The sequence below is a fragment of the Oceanobacillus arenosus genome, from assembly GCF_003369575.1.
In the GTDB taxonomy this organism is placed as follows: domain Bacteria; phylum Bacillota; class Bacilli; order Bacillales; family Amphibacillaceae; genus Oceanobacillus; species Oceanobacillus arenosus.
The window spans coordinates 359721-375388 of sequence record NZ_PIOC01000001.1 but is presented as its reverse complement, the minus strand read 5'-3'; the positions used below and the strand labels follow the sequence as shown (position 1 = coordinate 375388).

Here is a 15668-nt window from a genome sequence, read left to right as displayed (position 1 = left end):
ATGGAAACGTTAATCACCATCCTAGCAGGGGTTTTAGTAACTGTAGCAACTTATTTGCTCTTATCAAAAAGCGTTATACGCGTCATTTTAGGTACTGCCATTCTTTCACATGCTGCACATTTAATGATCATGACAATGGGTGGATTAAAAGAGGGTGAGGTTCCGTTAATAGGGAAAGATCATGGGCCATATGTAGATGCGCTCCCACAGGCACTCATTCTAACTTCTATCGTAATAGGTTTTGCTGTAACGGCTTTATCGCTAGTATTGGCTTATCGAACATACCAAGAAACGGGAACAGATACCTTAGATGAACTGAGAGGGAATAAGCATGAATAATATACTTGTACTACCGATGGCTCTCCCTGTTCTCGCTGGAATTATTCTCATTTTTTTCCGCAAACATATCAAAATCCAACGTGGCATCAGTCTCGGTGTCATGCTGATAAATATTGGGATTTCCATCTATTTATTAAATCGAATTCAGGAAGAGGGAATTCTTCGATTAGACTTTGGGGGCTGGGAGCCGCCATTTGGGATTCTATTTGTAGCGGACTCCTTCTCCATTATTCTTGTGTTAACGACAAGCATTGTTGCTGCCATCTGTTTGCTCTATGCATTTTCATCGATTGGCAAAGCACATGAGAATATGTTCTTTTATTCATTCGTTAGCTTTTTGATTGCTGGGGTAAACGGTTCCTTCTTAACGGGGGATCTATTCAATCTCTATGTTAATTTTGAAGTAATGTTATTAGCATCTTATGTATTGGTCGCCCTTGGCGGGAAAAAGGTGCAATTACGGGAGTCAATAAAATATGTTGTGATAAACGTGCTCTCATCCTGGTTCTTCTTGATTGCAATTGCCTATTTATACGGTTCAATTGGGACACTTAATATGGCACATATTTCTGAACGTATTGCAGAATCTGGGCAAACACCTCTATTAACCGGAATTAGTATGGTGTTTCTGACCGTTTTTGCCTTGAAATCCGGACTCTTGCTTTATTATTGGCTTCCCGGTTCATATAGCACGCCACCGACTGCGGTTGCTGCATTATTTGGTGCATTGCTTACGAAAGTAGGGATTTATGCTATTATCCGTGTCTTTACATTATTCTTTTATCATGAACCAGAATTTACACATACGATTATCGGTATTCTAGCAGGGATAACCTTAATTGGCGGGAGTATTGGTGCCGTTGCCTTTAAAGATATCCGGCAAATCGTTTCTTATAATGTTGTCATTGGTGTTGGTTTTATCCTTGTAGGATTAGCTGTTGGTACACAAGCAGCATTAGAAGGATCCATCTATTATTTGATGCATGATATGATCGTGAAGGCATTATTATTCTTACTTGCCGGTACCATGATTAAAGTAGCAGGCTCAGCTAACATGGATGAAATGAGCGGACTCATTCGAAATTATCCGTTATTCGGATGGATATTCTTTATTGTGATGATTTCACTTTCCGGTATTCCGCCTTTGAGTGGGTTTATTGGGAAAGTATTAATTGGTCAAGGTGCAGTGGAAACAGGTTCCTATCTATTACTGGCACTAGCCTTTATATCTAGTATTGTCGTCCTTTATTCACTACTTCGTATTTTCCTAAATTGCTTCTGGGGAGAAACGATGATTAGCTTTGAGGATGAAATACCGATGAAAAAGGGGTGGATCATTCCTTGTGTGTTGCTTGCAATAGCGACAATTGCACTAGGGCTAGGTGCAGAAGCATTAGCACCATATGTAAGTGATGCGGCAAATACCTTAATAAATCCAGATGTATATATTGATGCGGTATTGTATGATAAGTGATCCGATTGATATGATGAGGGAGGGAGTATGTTATGCCAGCTCAGTTTTTAACGAATTTGTTTATCGCCTTTTTATGGACGCTGTTCCAGGATGAGGATTACTTCAAGTTTACGACATTTGTCACAGGATATATTGTCGGAATAGGAATTGTTTATTTAATGCATCGATTCTTTGGTGAACGATTTTATCTAGGTCGTTTCTACGCCTTTTTAAAATTACTCTTGATTTTTATCTCTGAATTAATTCAGTCCAGTTATCTTGTGCTAAAACATATTCTAAGCCCAAAAATTCGCATTAAACCAGGGATATTCAAATATGAAACGATATTGGAAAGTGATGTGGAAGTTACTGCACTCGCAATGCTTCTAACCTTGACGCCTGGTTCAGTCGTCATAGAGGTGACTCCAAAGGGGGACACCTTCTACATTCATGGGATGGATGTAGAAGAATCGAAGGAAATGTTATTACGCTCACTGAGTAAATTCGAAAAGGCAATTATGGAGGTGACAAGGTAATGATTAACATCATGCTATCAGCTGCACTTGTATTATTCGGGGTTGCGATTCTTATCTCTCTTTATCGAATTATCATTGGTCCAAGCTTACCAGATCGTGTCATTGCATTAGATATGATTGGGGTTCACCTTGTGTCAGCCATTGCAATTATCTCGGTATTATTTCACACGACGGCGTTTCTGGAGGTAATTCTTATATTAGCAATATTATCGTTTATAAGTACGATTGCTTTCTCTAAATACATCGAGAGGGGTGTTATTATTGAACGTAAGCACGATAGCTGAGTTTATCGCAGTACTCTTCATGTTGATAGGTGCTATCATGGCTGTCATTAGTGCGATTGGGATTATTCGTTTTCCGGATATATACACACGCTCCCATGCTGGGACAAAGAGTTCAACATTAGCAGTATTATTAACACTTCTAGGTGCCTTCCTTTATTTTGTAACAACGATAGGTTTCGTCAGCGTGCGCCTCCTACTAGGAATTATATTCGTGTTTATCACTTCACCTGTAGCAGGACATCTCATCACCCGCGCCGCATACCGTGCAAAGGTAAAACTAGCAGATACAACGATAGAGGACGAATTAGCAGATGTATTAAATGAAAAAGAACGAAGTGAAGGGAAGTAGACTATTTTTGGGTAGTCTGCTTTCCTTTTTTGGTTTTTGAAAGTAGAGGGTGGAAGATTATCAGCACGAGCGCTGGAATATTGGCATGAGAAAGAATATATCAGCACGAGCGCTGGAATATCGTCATGAGAAAAAATATATCAGCACGAGCGCTGGAATATTGGCATGAGAAAAAATAAATCAGCATGAGCGCAGGAATATCGTCATGAGAAAAAATAAATCAGCACGAGTGCGGGAATATCGGCAGGAGAAAAGTTATATCAGCATGAGGGCAGGAATATCGGCATGAGAAAAGTTATATCAGCATGAGCGCTGGGATATCGGCAGGAGAAAAGTTAAATCAGCATGAGCGCTGGGATATTGGCAGGAGAAAGAGAAATCACCACAAACCCAAAAGTATCATCAGCTGAATATTTAAAGACTAATACGAGAGTAGCTCTTAGCAGCTCCCATATTAGTCTGCACATCTTACTTTTACAGATCTAATCTTACCCTTTTCTTATTTGGGACGAACGAATTTTGCGGAAAATCAGCTAACTTTGGTGCATGATATTTTCTGGCTTTATTTTTTCCAGTGTAAGTGAGGTCCATGGAATTTAGAAGGGTATATGCGTTCTTCAGTGAATCTAATTGAAGATAGGCTCTGCATTCGCTATTGGTTATCGTAGGTTTATGAAGTAGAAAATAGTCAAGTAATGGTCTCACATGTGCTGTTGGATTTGTATATAAGCACTCGTTACATTTCCAAGTTTTATATGCTCGAACCATGGGATAGCTTCCGCAATGATCACACTGGACTCCTCTTATAAAGTGATTGTCATTCAAATTAAACTGTTGGATTACATCTGGTCTATAATCTATATTACCTTTTAGCAATGCTTCATTTATCTTATTTAACATTTGCTTGTTTACCACGTTCTTCGTGTATTTACTATTAAATTCATTAATCTTTGAAATCAAATTATCGGCATAGATTACTTTACTATAAAAGGTTGGATCGTTCTGATTGTTTTTCAAAATTGTTGTGGGATTGCTAATCACTACGAGGGATTCGATAGGTATTCCAAAAACAGAAGTGGCTTGTAACCAGGAATTCAGTTGCACTTCATGTGAAAGGACTTGTGAAATTGGGTTTTGATAGCCCTTTTCTACATTATTAAAAGTTTGCGTTATATGATTTAAATCAGAATTATAATTTAGTTCACCTCTCCAATTTTTAATTTCAAGAATGATAATGAATTTGCTGGAGAGAAGTAGAGTATCAATTTGGAAGTAATTGTGGTTAATCTTTAATCGAAGGTCGTGATATATGTAGAAGTTTTTATGTGGATAAGTGCTTAATTTATAATCAACTGTTTGTTCTCCGCGATAACCCGTAATATAATTTAGGTATTCCTGGTTAAGAACCTTATTGTTTCGGTAATTGTCCTTTAGTCTCCTATATAATGCCTCATAACATAAGACCGTATATGGTTTTGTTCTATACTTTTTTAACAATAAACTTCACTCCTATATTTGTATTTATAACTAGATTCTACAAAAGGTGAGTAAATCCTTTTTATTTCTACGAAGATTTTAAATTACACCAATTCCAAACAGACATTAAAGCAGAAGACATATATACTAATAAATACAAAAAGAGAATACAATTTCAATGGAGAAGAGTGATCATATCATCACGAATTTTAAAATTCAGCAGCCGAAAATCAGCTCAGAATTAACGACCGAAATTTTTCAAGCGAAAGTTGAGGCATATTACCACCGTTGTGTGTTCCAAGATTGCTTTATTACAGGAGAAGACGTTGAAGGGATAGCTTTTGAAGAAGTGCTTTTTAAAAATGTCATTTTTGAAGATGTTACCTTTCAAAAGATTGAACTAATGGATGTAATTTTCGACCATTGCGATTTGTCAAATGTGGATTTTAGCCTGGGAAGTATCCATCGGGTGGTGTTTAAGGATTCAAAAATGCTCGGAATTAATCTTACGGAGGCTTCATTGGGGAATGTTGTGTTTGATGCGTGTCTGGCAAATTTAAGTTCGTTTGGATTTGCGAAGTTAAAGCAAGTGAAGTTTGAAGGATGTTCATTAAATAATGCTGACTTCTATGATTGTGAATTTCTGAAGGTCGGTTTTAATCAATGTGAGTTAAGCGAAGCTAGTTTTGTAAATACTTCGTTGAAGGGGATTGACTTAACAACCTGTATGTTCAGCCAGCTCCAAGTATCATTGGAAAACGTAACTGGGTGTGTTATCACAGCAGATCAGGCAGTTGGTTTTGCACAGCTCTTGGGACTTGAAATTAAAGAATAGCAAAAGGAGTCACGATGTATCATCGTGACTCCTGTAAAATTAATCCATCAATTCAGCAACAATTTCATAGGAACGCAATCGATCCTCGAGATGGTAAATTTGTGAGCTGACAATCATTTCATCAGCTTGTGTTGCTTCTTGGAATGCTGCGAGACCACGTTTCACTGTTTCTGGACTACCAATAATCGTCGTTCTTGGGTCAAGTGATTGTTCTACGGCGGCCTTTTCCATAGGTGACCAGATCTCATCCATGTTGTCAATTGGAGGCTGGAGTTTGGTAGCTAACCCTTTACGGATATTTAAGAATTGTAATTGATGTGAGCTCGCCAAGTATTGCGCCTTTTCGTCCGTTTCTGCTGCGATGACATTGACGCCAACCATTGCATAAGGTTTCTGAAGTGTTTCAGACGGCTGAAAATTATCTCGGTATAATTTCAACGCCGGTATCGTATAGGCCGGTGCAAAGTGACTGGCAAACGAGAAATAAAGTCCCTTCTGTGCCGCAAGTCTTGCACTAAAGTCACTGGAGCCTAGCAGCCAAATTGGAATGGCTAAGCCTTGACCTGGTACTGCTTTCACACGAGACACAGGCTCTTTTGCGAAATAGTCCTGTAATTCATTCACTTGCATTGGAAAGTCGTTAGGGCCCATGTTTAAGGTACGGCGTAATGCATATGCAGTCGCCTGATCGCTTCCTGGTGCACGTCCAAGTCCAAGGTCTATTCGCCCTGGGAAAAGGGACTCCAGTGTTCCGAATTGTTCGGCAATTACGAGAGTTGCATGGTTTGGCAGCATGACACCGCCGGAGCCAACACGAATGTGATCGGTATTACCAGCGATATGGGAAATTAGTATAGAGGTTGCTGAACTAGCAATCCCAGGCATATTATGGTGCTCTGCAAGCCAGAAACGATTGAATCCCCACTTTTCAACATGTTGTGCTAACTCTACGCTTTCCTTAAAGGACTGGCTCGCATCGCTGCCTTCAGCTATAGGTGCTAAGTCTAGGACAGATAGTGGAATATTATTAAATGTATTAACTCGGTTTGAAGTCAATGTTTCTCGCTCCCTTTTAAGTAGATAAGATAGTTTAAAGACTTTCTCACTGTATATGTGTTTCTAAGGATGTGACCTAAATAATTGGTAACAACTAAGTTTTCTAATGTTTCCTTATTAAGAGATGATAGCGGTTTTTCGAGTAGACGTCTAATGATTCGTTTGAGTGAAAAGTAAATACATAAATAGTGTATATAAAAGTTAAATAAAGTACTTGATAATTCCGTTTCTATAAGATATTATGTAGGGGTGTTCTTAATAAAGTTCATTACGTTCTTAAAAAGAATTAGGGAATCTGTAATATTTCCGTATCGTAGAGAGAGGAGTATTAGTATTCCATCTATTCAAGCATAGGGACACTATCTTCAGACTTTCAACATAGCTGGAGGGAGATTTCTAGAGGTTCAAATGTTTATAACGTCCAATCCGTGGTTCAAGTTATGGGTGGAAAAGTAAGGAATACTAAGTAACCAAATTCTCATATTACTTATTTGAAGAAAGGTGATGATGAAATGAAGAAAGAATGGAAATCTCCAGTTCTTGAAGTTTTGGATGTGAGCATGACAATGAAGGGATGGAAGCATGGTCATGGAGGAAACCCTGGCCATGGCGGTGGAGGAAACCCAGGCGGCGGGGAGAATCCAGATCCAACTAATCCATTCGGCAGCTAGTGAATCGAATTGTGGCAATTAAAGTCATACCCTATAGAACCCTTATCTGAAAGAGGCAAAGGGTTTTATGGGGATTTTTCGAGGAAGGGAGAATAATAATGTATGAACTAGTTCAAACAGCTAAACAACAAAGACAATTTGCAGCAACCTGGGAATATTTCTGCGATGAATTTGGCTGGGTAAATGATCCATATTCAGAGGATGGTTTCAGATACAATCTTTTATTAGATAAAAAAGGATTCCTTAGAAGAGAAAAGGTTATCGGGACAATTGAACTCACTCCTTACAATCCCACAAACCCAAATAGTACCGTAGAAGGGCGATTTGCATTCTCTAATTTCCCCGAAATAAACCGATATCAAGATCGCACTTGGGAGATAGATAAACTCTGTATTCATCAGGACTATCAGCGTCAAGGTTACTTTACTATTTTTTCACATATCCTTTATAATCATGCAATGAATCATAACCCTAAATATTATTTAGCACTTATTGAGAAAAAATTTTTTCGGATGCTTCGATTTTCATTTGGATCATGTTTTGAACAAAAAGGGGACGCACTTATTGGACCAGGAACGTCACTTATTCCAACCTGCGCTGATGTTGAAGCGTTGGTTAAGTTTTACAATACAAAAATGGAAATAAGCTAATAATTCGAGAATTAGTTGTTGACTTGTTCTTTATAATGAACTAATATATGAACCATAAGGAATAATTTTAAATAATTCACCAGTAAGCGATATTTTTTTAATTACAATGTTCTTTATAAAGAATATTGTAATAACCTAAGTATAGATATGATGATAACCAATAGAAAAGGTGATGTTAATGGGGCGAAGACATTATAGGATGATTGAAAGTGAAAATCCTGCCGAAATCAATATCAAAGAATATTTTAATGTGATTAAGAAACGGTTTTGGATTATTGCGCTGATTACCATCTTAGCAACACTGGCAGGATATTTCTATAGTTCTTATAACTACACCCCAGTGTATCAATCATCAACAAGAATGATTTTAGGTAAAGGTGACCAGGATATGAATACATTGATGGTCATGATTAAGGATCCAATTATTATGGAGAAGGTAAAAAATGAACTGCAACTTGATATGTCGGCTGAAGCAATAGCGAGTCAAATAGAAGTAACGAGGATTGATGATTCGCAAGTTGTTAATATTTCGGTTATAGGTACAGATTTTAAGCTTACTGCAGAAATTGCGAATACAACCGCATCAGTGTATAAAAGTCAGATTGTATCGATCCTAGGCTTTACAGAAGTCCAATTACTTTCGGAAGCGAAGGAAAACCCATTTGCAATCAACAGCACCCAAAACCGCACAACAATCATTGCGCTGGTATTCGGTTTAGTTGTTAGTATCGGGCTGGTATTTCTATTAGATTCTTTAGATGGGAAAGTAAGAAAGGACCGAGAAATTGAGGGAATATTAGGTGTCCCAGTATTGGGCATCGTATCGAATATGAACAGGGTGAAAGGTTCTAAGAAAAGACGGAAACAGAAGGATGTAAATTTGCGGGGTGAAATTGTTGATATTCAATAAAAGAAAGTCTGTAGATAATCGGAAAATACATCTAATTACTTATTCGAATGCAGATTCTGTAATCTCAGATCAGTTTCGAACGATTCGGACTAATATTAAGTTTCTAATGGATGAAAAGAAGAACAGTGTATTTCTTATCACCTCGCCTGGTGTCGGTGAGGGGAAATCTACGACAGCAGCAAATCTAGCGGTTTCAATTGCACAACAAAAGGATAGCGTGCTTTTAATTGATGCTAATTTAAGAGAGCCAGTAATCCAGGATATTTTTCAAATATCCAATGAAACTGGATTAACGAATGTACTTGAAGGAAGTGCTATACTCGACCAGGCAATCAGTCGAACAGATATTAAAAATCTCGACGTATTGACGAGTGGTACATCCGTACTAAACCCTACTGAAATACTGGGAAGTGATGTCATGATGAATCTATTAAATGAGGCTTCCACTCGATATAATGTCGTATTAATCGATTCACCAACGATATTAAGCTCGACTGAAACAAGGGTACTTGCCAATCAATGCGAAGGTGTTGTATTGGTGTTGGAGCATGGGAAAACAGAACTAGAAAACGCTATTGAATCGAAACGAATATTAGAGTTGGCCCATGCAAATCTACTTGGTGTCATTATTAACGACAAATAAACAAATTTTTTTGAAATAATTGTTCTCTATAAAGAATTTTTTGTGCGATACATACGCAATAAAATACTTTTGGTGATGTCTACTTACCTTTATCCATGTAGACACTCGGTCATGCTGTGGGTATTGTAGATACCTTAGACACGTACGTTGTCGATAGTGTGATGTGAGGACGGGTTGGATGCCCATACATATTATTTAAACTTTCTTATTATATAAGTGAAACTAAGGCTGTCACTGAAAGGCTTGGTTAAACCTTAGTCTTTTAATAGGATAGGAAAGTCACTTGCGCTTTTGTACTAGGAAAAAAATACCACTACATTGATTTCTATTAAAAATATAGGAAGAAGGAGGGATGAAATGACATATCGGCAGCGTATTTCCTTATTTATTTTGATTGATTCTTGTATTGTGCTCAGTGCGATATTTATTAGTGCGTACCTAGCAAGTATTGAACTGCAACTAGTAGGCTATTCTGTCCTAGTGACCATACTAACCATTTTATTATGCCATCATCTATTTTCCACAAAATATAAACTGTATAAAAAGGTTTGGGAATATGCGAGTATTCAAGAGTTATTAATTATCTTAAAAGTTGTCTCATTTTCCGTTATCACCGCTATGATTATTCAGTTACTTCTCTTTCAGGAAATCCAGTTCAAGCTGTTCGTAATAACATGGCTGCTTCATATGTGCTTTATTGGAGGGTCGCGATTTATTTGGAGAATTTATCGTGATTCATTTCTAAATCAAACAGATAATAAAATTCGCACATTAATTATCGGCGCAGGATCGGCTGGCACGATGGTTGCTAGGCAACTATTAAAAAATAACGAGAGCAATCTGTTGCCAGTTGCTTTTATCGATGATGACCCGAGAAAACAGCGGCTTGAGTTGCTAGGTTTGCCTGTCGTCGGTGGAGTGGATGCAATCGTAAGCAGTGTAGCGGAACTTGAAATAGATCATATCATTATTTCCATTCCATCTCTAAGTAAAAAAGAATTAAATACAATTTTTCTAGAATGTGCAAAGACAAATGCACAAACGAAGATTCTTCCTTTTCTAGAAGATTTAATAACTGGGAAAATATCAATCAATCAATTCCGCGATGTACAGGTGGAAGATCTATTGGGAAGAGACCCTGTCGATATGGATATCGAAAGTATTTCCGAGTATATCAACAATAAAGTTGTCCTCGTTACAGGAGCAGGCGGTTCGATTGGCTCAGAAATAACAAGGCAAATTTCAGCTTTCCGTCCAAGACAGGTCATTTTACTTGGTCATGGAGAGAATAGTATTTATTCCATTGAAATGGAATTAAAGGAGACATTTAAAAGTAGTCAAATTGATTTCATTACAGAGATTGCAGATGTGCAGGATGAAATAAAGATGATGAATGTCATGCGTAAATATCAGCCTGATGTTGTCTATCATGCTGCAGCACATAAGCATGTCCCATTGATGGAGCGTAATCCGGAGGAAGCAGTAAAAAATAATATTATTGGAACAAGGAATGTTGCAAAGGCGGCAAGCCTACATAATGTTGATATATTCGTGATGGTCTCAACGGATAAGGCAGTGAATCCGACAAGTGTGATGGGGGCATCGAAGCGACTAGCTGAGATGATTGTTCAGAGTATGGATAAAGCAAGCGATACGAAATTTGTCGCCGTACGATTTGGTAATGTTTTGGGAAGCAGAGGCAGTGTGATTCCGCTGTTTAAAAAGCAAATTGAAAAAGGTGGACCAGTAACCGTTACACATCCTGACATGGTCCGTTACTTTATGACAATACCCGAAGCATCAAGATTAGTTCTCCAGGCAGGTGCACTTGCGAATGGTGGAGAAATATTTGTACTAGATATGGGAGAGCCTGTGAAAATTGCCGATCTTGCAAAGAACCTAATCAAATTATCGGGTAATTCCATTGAGGAGATTGGCATAGAATACACGGGAATAAGGCCAGGGGAAAAGCTCTTCGAGGAATTATTACAGGATAATGAGATTCACCAAGAGCAAGTATATCCGAAAATATATATTGGAAAGACGACAAATTTATACATTGATGATATTAATCAAATCATAAAAAATTACAGCACAATTGATGCTGACACACTTAGAAAATACTTATTAGATTTAGCAAATAATGCAATGGTTCACGATCAAAGAGAAGTAGTATCCATATAATGGAGGGGTGGCCTGAATGGCTGAGAAAATATTGTTTTGTGCAACCGTTGATTACCATTTCAAGGCATTTCATTTGCCATATATGAAATGGTTTAAAGAGCAGGGATGGGAAGTAGATGTTGCTGCATCAGGAAATATGGATTTACCATTCACAGATAATAAATATCATATCGATATTCAGCGCTCGCCCTTTCATCAATCAAATATTCAAGCATATAAACAATTAAAGAAAATTATTGATCAGAACAACTATTCCATTATTCATTGTCACACACCATTAGGAGGAGTGCTCTCCCGCCTTGCTGCTAGGAAAGCGAGAAAAAAAGGAACAAAAGTAATCTATACTGCGCACGGTTTTCACTTTTGTAAAGGCGCATCCTACATGAACTGGCTCATTTATTATCCGATTGAAAGGTATTTAGCACGCCATACTGATCGATTAATTACGATAAATGAAGAGGACTACCAACTAGCAACGACACATAAGTTTAAAGCAGGATCGATTGATCATATACACGGTGTTGGGGTAGATACGGAAAAGTTTAAACCAATCGATAATAAAGAGAAATTAGAACGGAAAAAGTCATTTGGCTACAAGGCAGATGACTTTTTGTTATTTTATGCAGCTGAATTTAATAAGAATAAAAATCAACGATTATTACTTCAAGTGATGGCTTTAATTAAGGATGAAATACCAAATGCTAAATTATTACTAGCCGGTGAAGGTTTCTTAATGGAAAGCTGTCGTCAGCTCGCAAAGGATCTCGGTATTAGCCAAATGGTAGATTTCCTAGGCTTTCGGAAAGATATTGAGCAATTATTACCGATGTGTGATGTTGCAGTTGGGTCGAGTTTCCGCGAAGGATTGCCAGTTAATATTATGGAAGCGATGGCATGTGGATTGCCTGTAGTGGCTGTAGATAATCGCGGGCATCGGGAGCTGGTTTCTAATAATCATAATGGCTGGATTGTCCTGAATTCGGATGTAGTTGAATTTGCATATAAAGTAATGAAGCTTTATAAAAGCAAAGACCTTCGTAAAAAACATAGTGAAAATAGTCGGTTGTTTGTAAAGCAATATGCAGTATCTGAGGTTATTGAAGAACTAAGCATGATTTACTCAAAATTTATGTTGGAGGATCAAAGTGAAGCCGAAAATAAGCATCGTCGTGCCTATATATAATGTTGAAAAGTTTATCAATAGATGTTTTGACAGTTTAATCTCCCAGTCATTGAAAGCGATAGAAATAATAGCAATAAATGATGGATCAACAGATAAAAGTCTAGATATAGTAAATGAATATGCTGTTAAAGATGCGCGAATTATCGTTGTTGACAAAAAGAATGGTGGCGTATCATCAGCACGAAATGTTGGGATTGAATTAGCAAAAGGTGATTATCTCGGATTTGTTGATCCTGACGACTGGATTGAGACTGATATGTATGAAGCGATGTATCAAACAGCAATAGAAGATAAGGCAGATATCGTAATGTGCTCGTATAAAAGTGAGTTTGGATCACATTCAAAGGAGAAAAACTTTCATCTTCCAAAGAAAGTATCTTTTATAGATCAGGACGTTCGGCTCAAGGTAATGAGAAGATTGATTGGTCCTTTAAATGAGGAGATTTCAAAGCCGGAATTACTTGATGCGTGGGGTACTGTTTGGTCAAAACTCTATCGCGCAGAAATAATTAAAGAAAATAAAATAACATTTACCGATCTAGAAATAATAGGTACCAATGAAGATACTTTATTCAACATTGAAACCCTTTATTACACAAAAAAGTTCATCTTTCTAAATCAACCTTATTACCATTATTGGCGTGGAAATTCAGAATCAATTACATCAAGATTTAAACCTTCTTTAAAGGATAATTATTCCTTGCTATATAAACTAATTCATCAATTTTTAATTGAAAAAGGTTTGGGACCTGAATATTACTCCGCATTAAATAATCGTATCAGCCTTAATACGCTTGGTCTGGGGTTCAACGAAATAAGTAAGGATAATAAATCTTCAATCTTAATGAAAATTAATAGGTTAAAAAACATACTAAGCGATAAGCAAATACAAGAATCATATAAACAGCTTGAAATGAGTTATTTCTCATTTGTTTGGAAGCTGTTTTATTTATGCGCAAAAACAAAAAATGCAATTGGTGTGTATTTCATGTTATCGAGTATTAATTTGTTAAGAAAAATTGTTCGTTAGGAGGTGTCTACATTGGAGCCAATTAGAATTTTACAAGTTGTTACGATTATGAATCGTGGTGGGCTTGAAACGATGCTGATGAATTACTACCGTCAAATGGACCGGACAAAGATCCAGTTTGATTTTATGGTACATCGGGATGAACGTGGAGATTACGATGAAGAGATAGAACGACTTGGTGGAAAAACATATAGGATGCCACACATTCGCCCTGGTAACTACAAAAATTATTTTACATTGCTTGAGGAATTTTTTGATTCTCATACAGAGTATAAAGTAGTCCATTCACATATCAATGAAAATAGCAGTTTTGTTTTGAAAGCAGCTCATAAAGCAGGGATTCCTTGTCGGATTGCGCATAGTCATTGCAGTGGTTTAGGGGTCGATTATAAGTTTCCATTTAGATTATACGCAAGGTTTACAATGAAAAATCATCCAACAAATTATCTTGCATGTTCTACAAAAGCAGGTGAATGGTTATTTGGAAAAAATGTAAAGAAACCCAGGGAAGTTACTGTCTTTAATAATGCTATTAATGTAAATGATTTCGTTTATGATTCAAACGTACGTAAAAAAATAAGAGCGGAGTTTAACGCTGAGGATAAATTAGTATTAGGCCATGTAGGGAGATTTAATAAGTCTAAAAACCATGATTTTTTACTAAATATATTTAAAGCAGTCCATAATAAACAGCCGAATTCCATGCTAGTCCTAGTTGGTGATGGTGATTTACGATCTAGTATTGAAAAAAAAGCTACTAGATTAGGTTTGAAATCTCATGTACTTTTTTTAGGCGTTCGGGAGGATATAAACGAGTTAATGCAGGGATTTGATTTATTTATATTTCCTTCATTATTTGAAGGATTACCAGTAGTTTTAGTAGAGGCCCAGGCGGCTGGTTTAAATTGCATTATCGCTGATTCAATAACAAGTGAAGTAGATATTACAGGGAGGATTAAATTCCTGAGCCTAAGGGAATCTTCAGATGCATGGGCACAAACGATATTATCATCAGCCTATGAACATGTAAATACATCAGAAATGATAAGAAAAACTGGTTATGATATTTCATCAATGGCAAACTGGCTTTCGGGGTATTACATGGTTCATGCATTAAATGTAGTTCAGGCTCAAGAGGAGGTTCTATCGTGAGTCCGACATTAACTATATTCACGCCAACATTTAATCGAGCGTACACACTACACCTGTGTTATGAAAGCTTGAAGAGACAAAGCTGTAATGACTTTATCTGGTTAATCATTGATGATGGTTCAACAGATAGCACGCGAGAACTAATTGAAGGCTGGGTATTAGAAGGATTAGTTCCTATTAACTACCACTATCAAGAAAACCAAGGCATGCACGGAGCACATAACACAGCCTATGAATTGATCCAAACAGAACTTAATATATGCATTGATTCAGATGATTACATGGCTAATGATGCTGTTGAAAGGATTCTCTCATTTTGGAAAAAACATGGTGATAAAACATATGCGGGAATAGTTGGGTTAGATGCTACACCAGCTGGGAGAGTCATTGGAACAACACTCCCTGAAAATATAAAGGATTCTACCCTATCCAGCTTGTATGCCAAATACAAGGTTAAGGGGGATAAGAAGTTAGTATATCGTTCTGAATTAACAAAAAAGGTCCCTCCTTATCCTTTATTTTCTGGTGAAAAGTATTGTCCTTTAAGTTATAAATATATTCTTATTGACCAGGAATATCCATTACTAATCATGAATGAGGTGCTTTGTCATGTTGATTACTTAGAGGATGGTTCAAGTATGAATATCATAAAGCAATACAAGAAGAACCCTCGTAGTTTTTCTTTTTTTAGAAAAGTTGCAATGAAGTACGCACCAACTTATAAACAAAGATTAAGAGAATCGATTCATTATGTATCAAGTAATTTGATGGTAAGAAATTATTACTTTTTGCTTGAATCACCATGTAAATTCACTACCTTACTTGCTACACCTGTGGGAATAGCACTTTACTTTTATATTAATCATACAAGTAAATCGACTTTTTTCAAACATACTAATGATGCATAAGTTATAAAC

Annotated in this window: 17 protein-coding genes; 15 read left to right on the top strand and 2 right to left on the bottom strand. The window is 37.0% G+C overall.

The window, feature by feature from the left end; genetic code table 11:
• The 5 genes from CWR48_RS01600 to CWR48_RS01580 are packed head-to-tail and all read left to right on the top strand — an operon-like array spanning position 1 to position 2961.
• Positions 1–339 carry a Na(+)/H(+) antiporter subunit C gene (locus CWR48_RS01600; RefSeq protein ID WP_115771284.1) on the top strand — a complete coding sequence of 113 codons (339 nt, stop codon included), beginning with the start codon at positions 1–3 and terminating at the stop codon, positions 337–339.
• Positions 332–1813 (top strand): Na+/H+ antiporter subunit D, encoded by a 1482-nt coding sequence (locus tag CWR48_RS01595; RefSeq protein ID WP_115771283.1) that lies wholly within the window; start codon positions 332–334, stop codon positions 1811–1813. The genes CWR48_RS01600 and CWR48_RS01595 overlap by 8 nt, the downstream gene beginning before the upstream one ends.
• A gap of 32 nt (positions 1814–1845) precedes the next feature.
• The gene (locus CWR48_RS01590; protein WP_115771282.1) at positions 1846–2328 is read left to right on the top strand and encodes a Na+/H+ antiporter subunit E; all 483 of its coding nucleotides are present in this window, start codon (positions 1846–1848) and stop codon (positions 2326–2328) included.
• The gene (locus CWR48_RS01585; protein ID WP_115771281.1) at positions 2328–2612 is read left to right on the top strand and encodes a Na(+)/H(+) antiporter subunit F1; all 285 of its coding nucleotides are present in this window, start codon (positions 2328–2330) and stop codon (positions 2610–2612) included. The genes CWR48_RS01590 and CWR48_RS01585 overlap by 1 nt, the downstream gene beginning before the upstream one ends.
• The gene (locus CWR48_RS01580; RefSeq protein WP_115771280.1) at positions 2590–2961 is read left to right on the top strand and encodes a Na+/H+ antiporter subunit G; all 372 of its coding nucleotides are present in this window, start codon (positions 2590–2592) and stop codon (positions 2959–2961) included. Before CWR48_RS01585 ends, CWR48_RS01580 begins: the two co-directional genes overlap by 23 nt.
• A gap of 474 nt (positions 2962–3435) precedes the next feature.
• Here the strand turns inward: CWR48_RS01580 and CWR48_RS01575 are convergent, their stop codons facing one another.
• Entirely contained in the window at positions 3436–4458 is a 1023-nt protein-coding gene (locus CWR48_RS01575) for a nuclease-related domain-containing protein (protein WP_115771279.1), read from the bottom strand.
• Between the two features lie 157 nt (positions 4459–4615).
• Between CWR48_RS01575 and CWR48_RS01570 the strand changes: the two genes are divergently transcribed.
• Positions 4616–5272, top strand: a complete 657-nt coding sequence (locus CWR48_RS01570; protein ID WP_245976679.1) for a pentapeptide repeat-containing protein — start codon at positions 4616–4618, stop codon at positions 5270–5272.
• Between the two features lie 39 nt (positions 5273–5311).
• On the opposite strand, the gene CWR48_RS01565 is transcribed toward CWR48_RS01570, so the two are convergent.
• Positions 5312–6328, bottom strand: a complete 1017-nt coding sequence (locus tag CWR48_RS01565) for an LLM class flavin-dependent oxidoreductase (RefSeq protein WP_115771278.1) — start codon at positions 6326–6328, stop codon at positions 5312–5314.
• Between the two features lie 512 nt (positions 6329–6840).
• On the opposite strand from CWR48_RS01565, the gene CWR48_RS21130 reads away from it, so the two are divergent.
• The 9 genes from CWR48_RS21130 (at position 6841) to CWR48_RS01520 (ending at position 15659) form a co-directional block, all read left to right on the top strand.
• Positions 6841–6999, top strand: a complete 159-nt coding sequence (locus CWR48_RS21130) for a paeninodin family lasso peptide (protein ID WP_115771277.1) — start codon at positions 6841–6843, stop codon at positions 6997–6999.
• A 98-nt stretch (positions 7000–7097) separates the two neighbouring features.
• Positions 7098–7649, top strand: a complete 552-nt coding sequence (locus tag CWR48_RS01555; protein ID WP_115771276.1) for a hypothetical protein — start codon at positions 7098–7100, stop codon at positions 7647–7649.
• 178 nt (positions 7650–7827) lie between these two features.
• Positions 7828–8559 carry a YveK family protein gene (locus CWR48_RS01550; RefSeq protein WP_115771275.1) on the top strand — a complete coding sequence of 244 codons (732 nt, stop codon included), beginning with the start codon at positions 7828–7830 and terminating at the stop codon, positions 8557–8559.
• On the top strand, positions 8537–9202 hold the full coding sequence (locus CWR48_RS01545) for a CpsD/CapB family tyrosine-protein kinase (RefSeq protein WP_245976678.1): 666 nt from the start codon (positions 8537–8539) through the stop codon (positions 9200–9202). The genes CWR48_RS01550 and CWR48_RS01545 overlap by 23 nt, the downstream gene beginning before the upstream one ends.
• 357 nt (positions 9203–9559) lie before the next feature.
• Positions 9560–11386, top strand: coding sequence for a polysaccharide biosynthesis protein (locus CWR48_RS01540; protein WP_115771273.1), 1827 nt, complete (start codon positions 9560–9562; stop codon positions 11384–11386).
• A gap of 16 nt (positions 11387–11402) precedes the next feature.
• Positions 11403–12569, top strand: a complete 1167-nt coding sequence (locus CWR48_RS01535; RefSeq protein ID WP_115771272.1) for a glycosyltransferase family 4 protein — start codon at positions 11403–11405, stop codon at positions 12567–12569.
• Complete coding sequence (locus CWR48_RS01530; protein WP_115771271.1) at positions 12532–13599, top strand: glycosyltransferase; 1068 nt, start codon at positions 12532–12534, stop codon at positions 13597–13599. The genes CWR48_RS01535 and CWR48_RS01530 overlap by 38 nt, the downstream gene beginning before the upstream one ends.
• Before the next feature lie 12 nt (positions 13600–13611).
• On the top strand, positions 13612–14751 hold the full coding sequence (locus CWR48_RS01525; protein ID WP_115771270.1) for a glycosyltransferase family 1 protein: 1140 nt from the start codon (positions 13612–13614) through the stop codon (positions 14749–14751).
• Entirely contained in the window at positions 14748–15659 is a 912-nt protein-coding gene (locus CWR48_RS01520; RefSeq protein WP_115771269.1) for a glycosyltransferase family 2 protein, read from the top strand. The genes CWR48_RS01525 and CWR48_RS01520 overlap by 4 nt, the downstream gene beginning before the upstream one ends.
• Positions 15660–15668 lie beyond the last annotated feature (9 nt).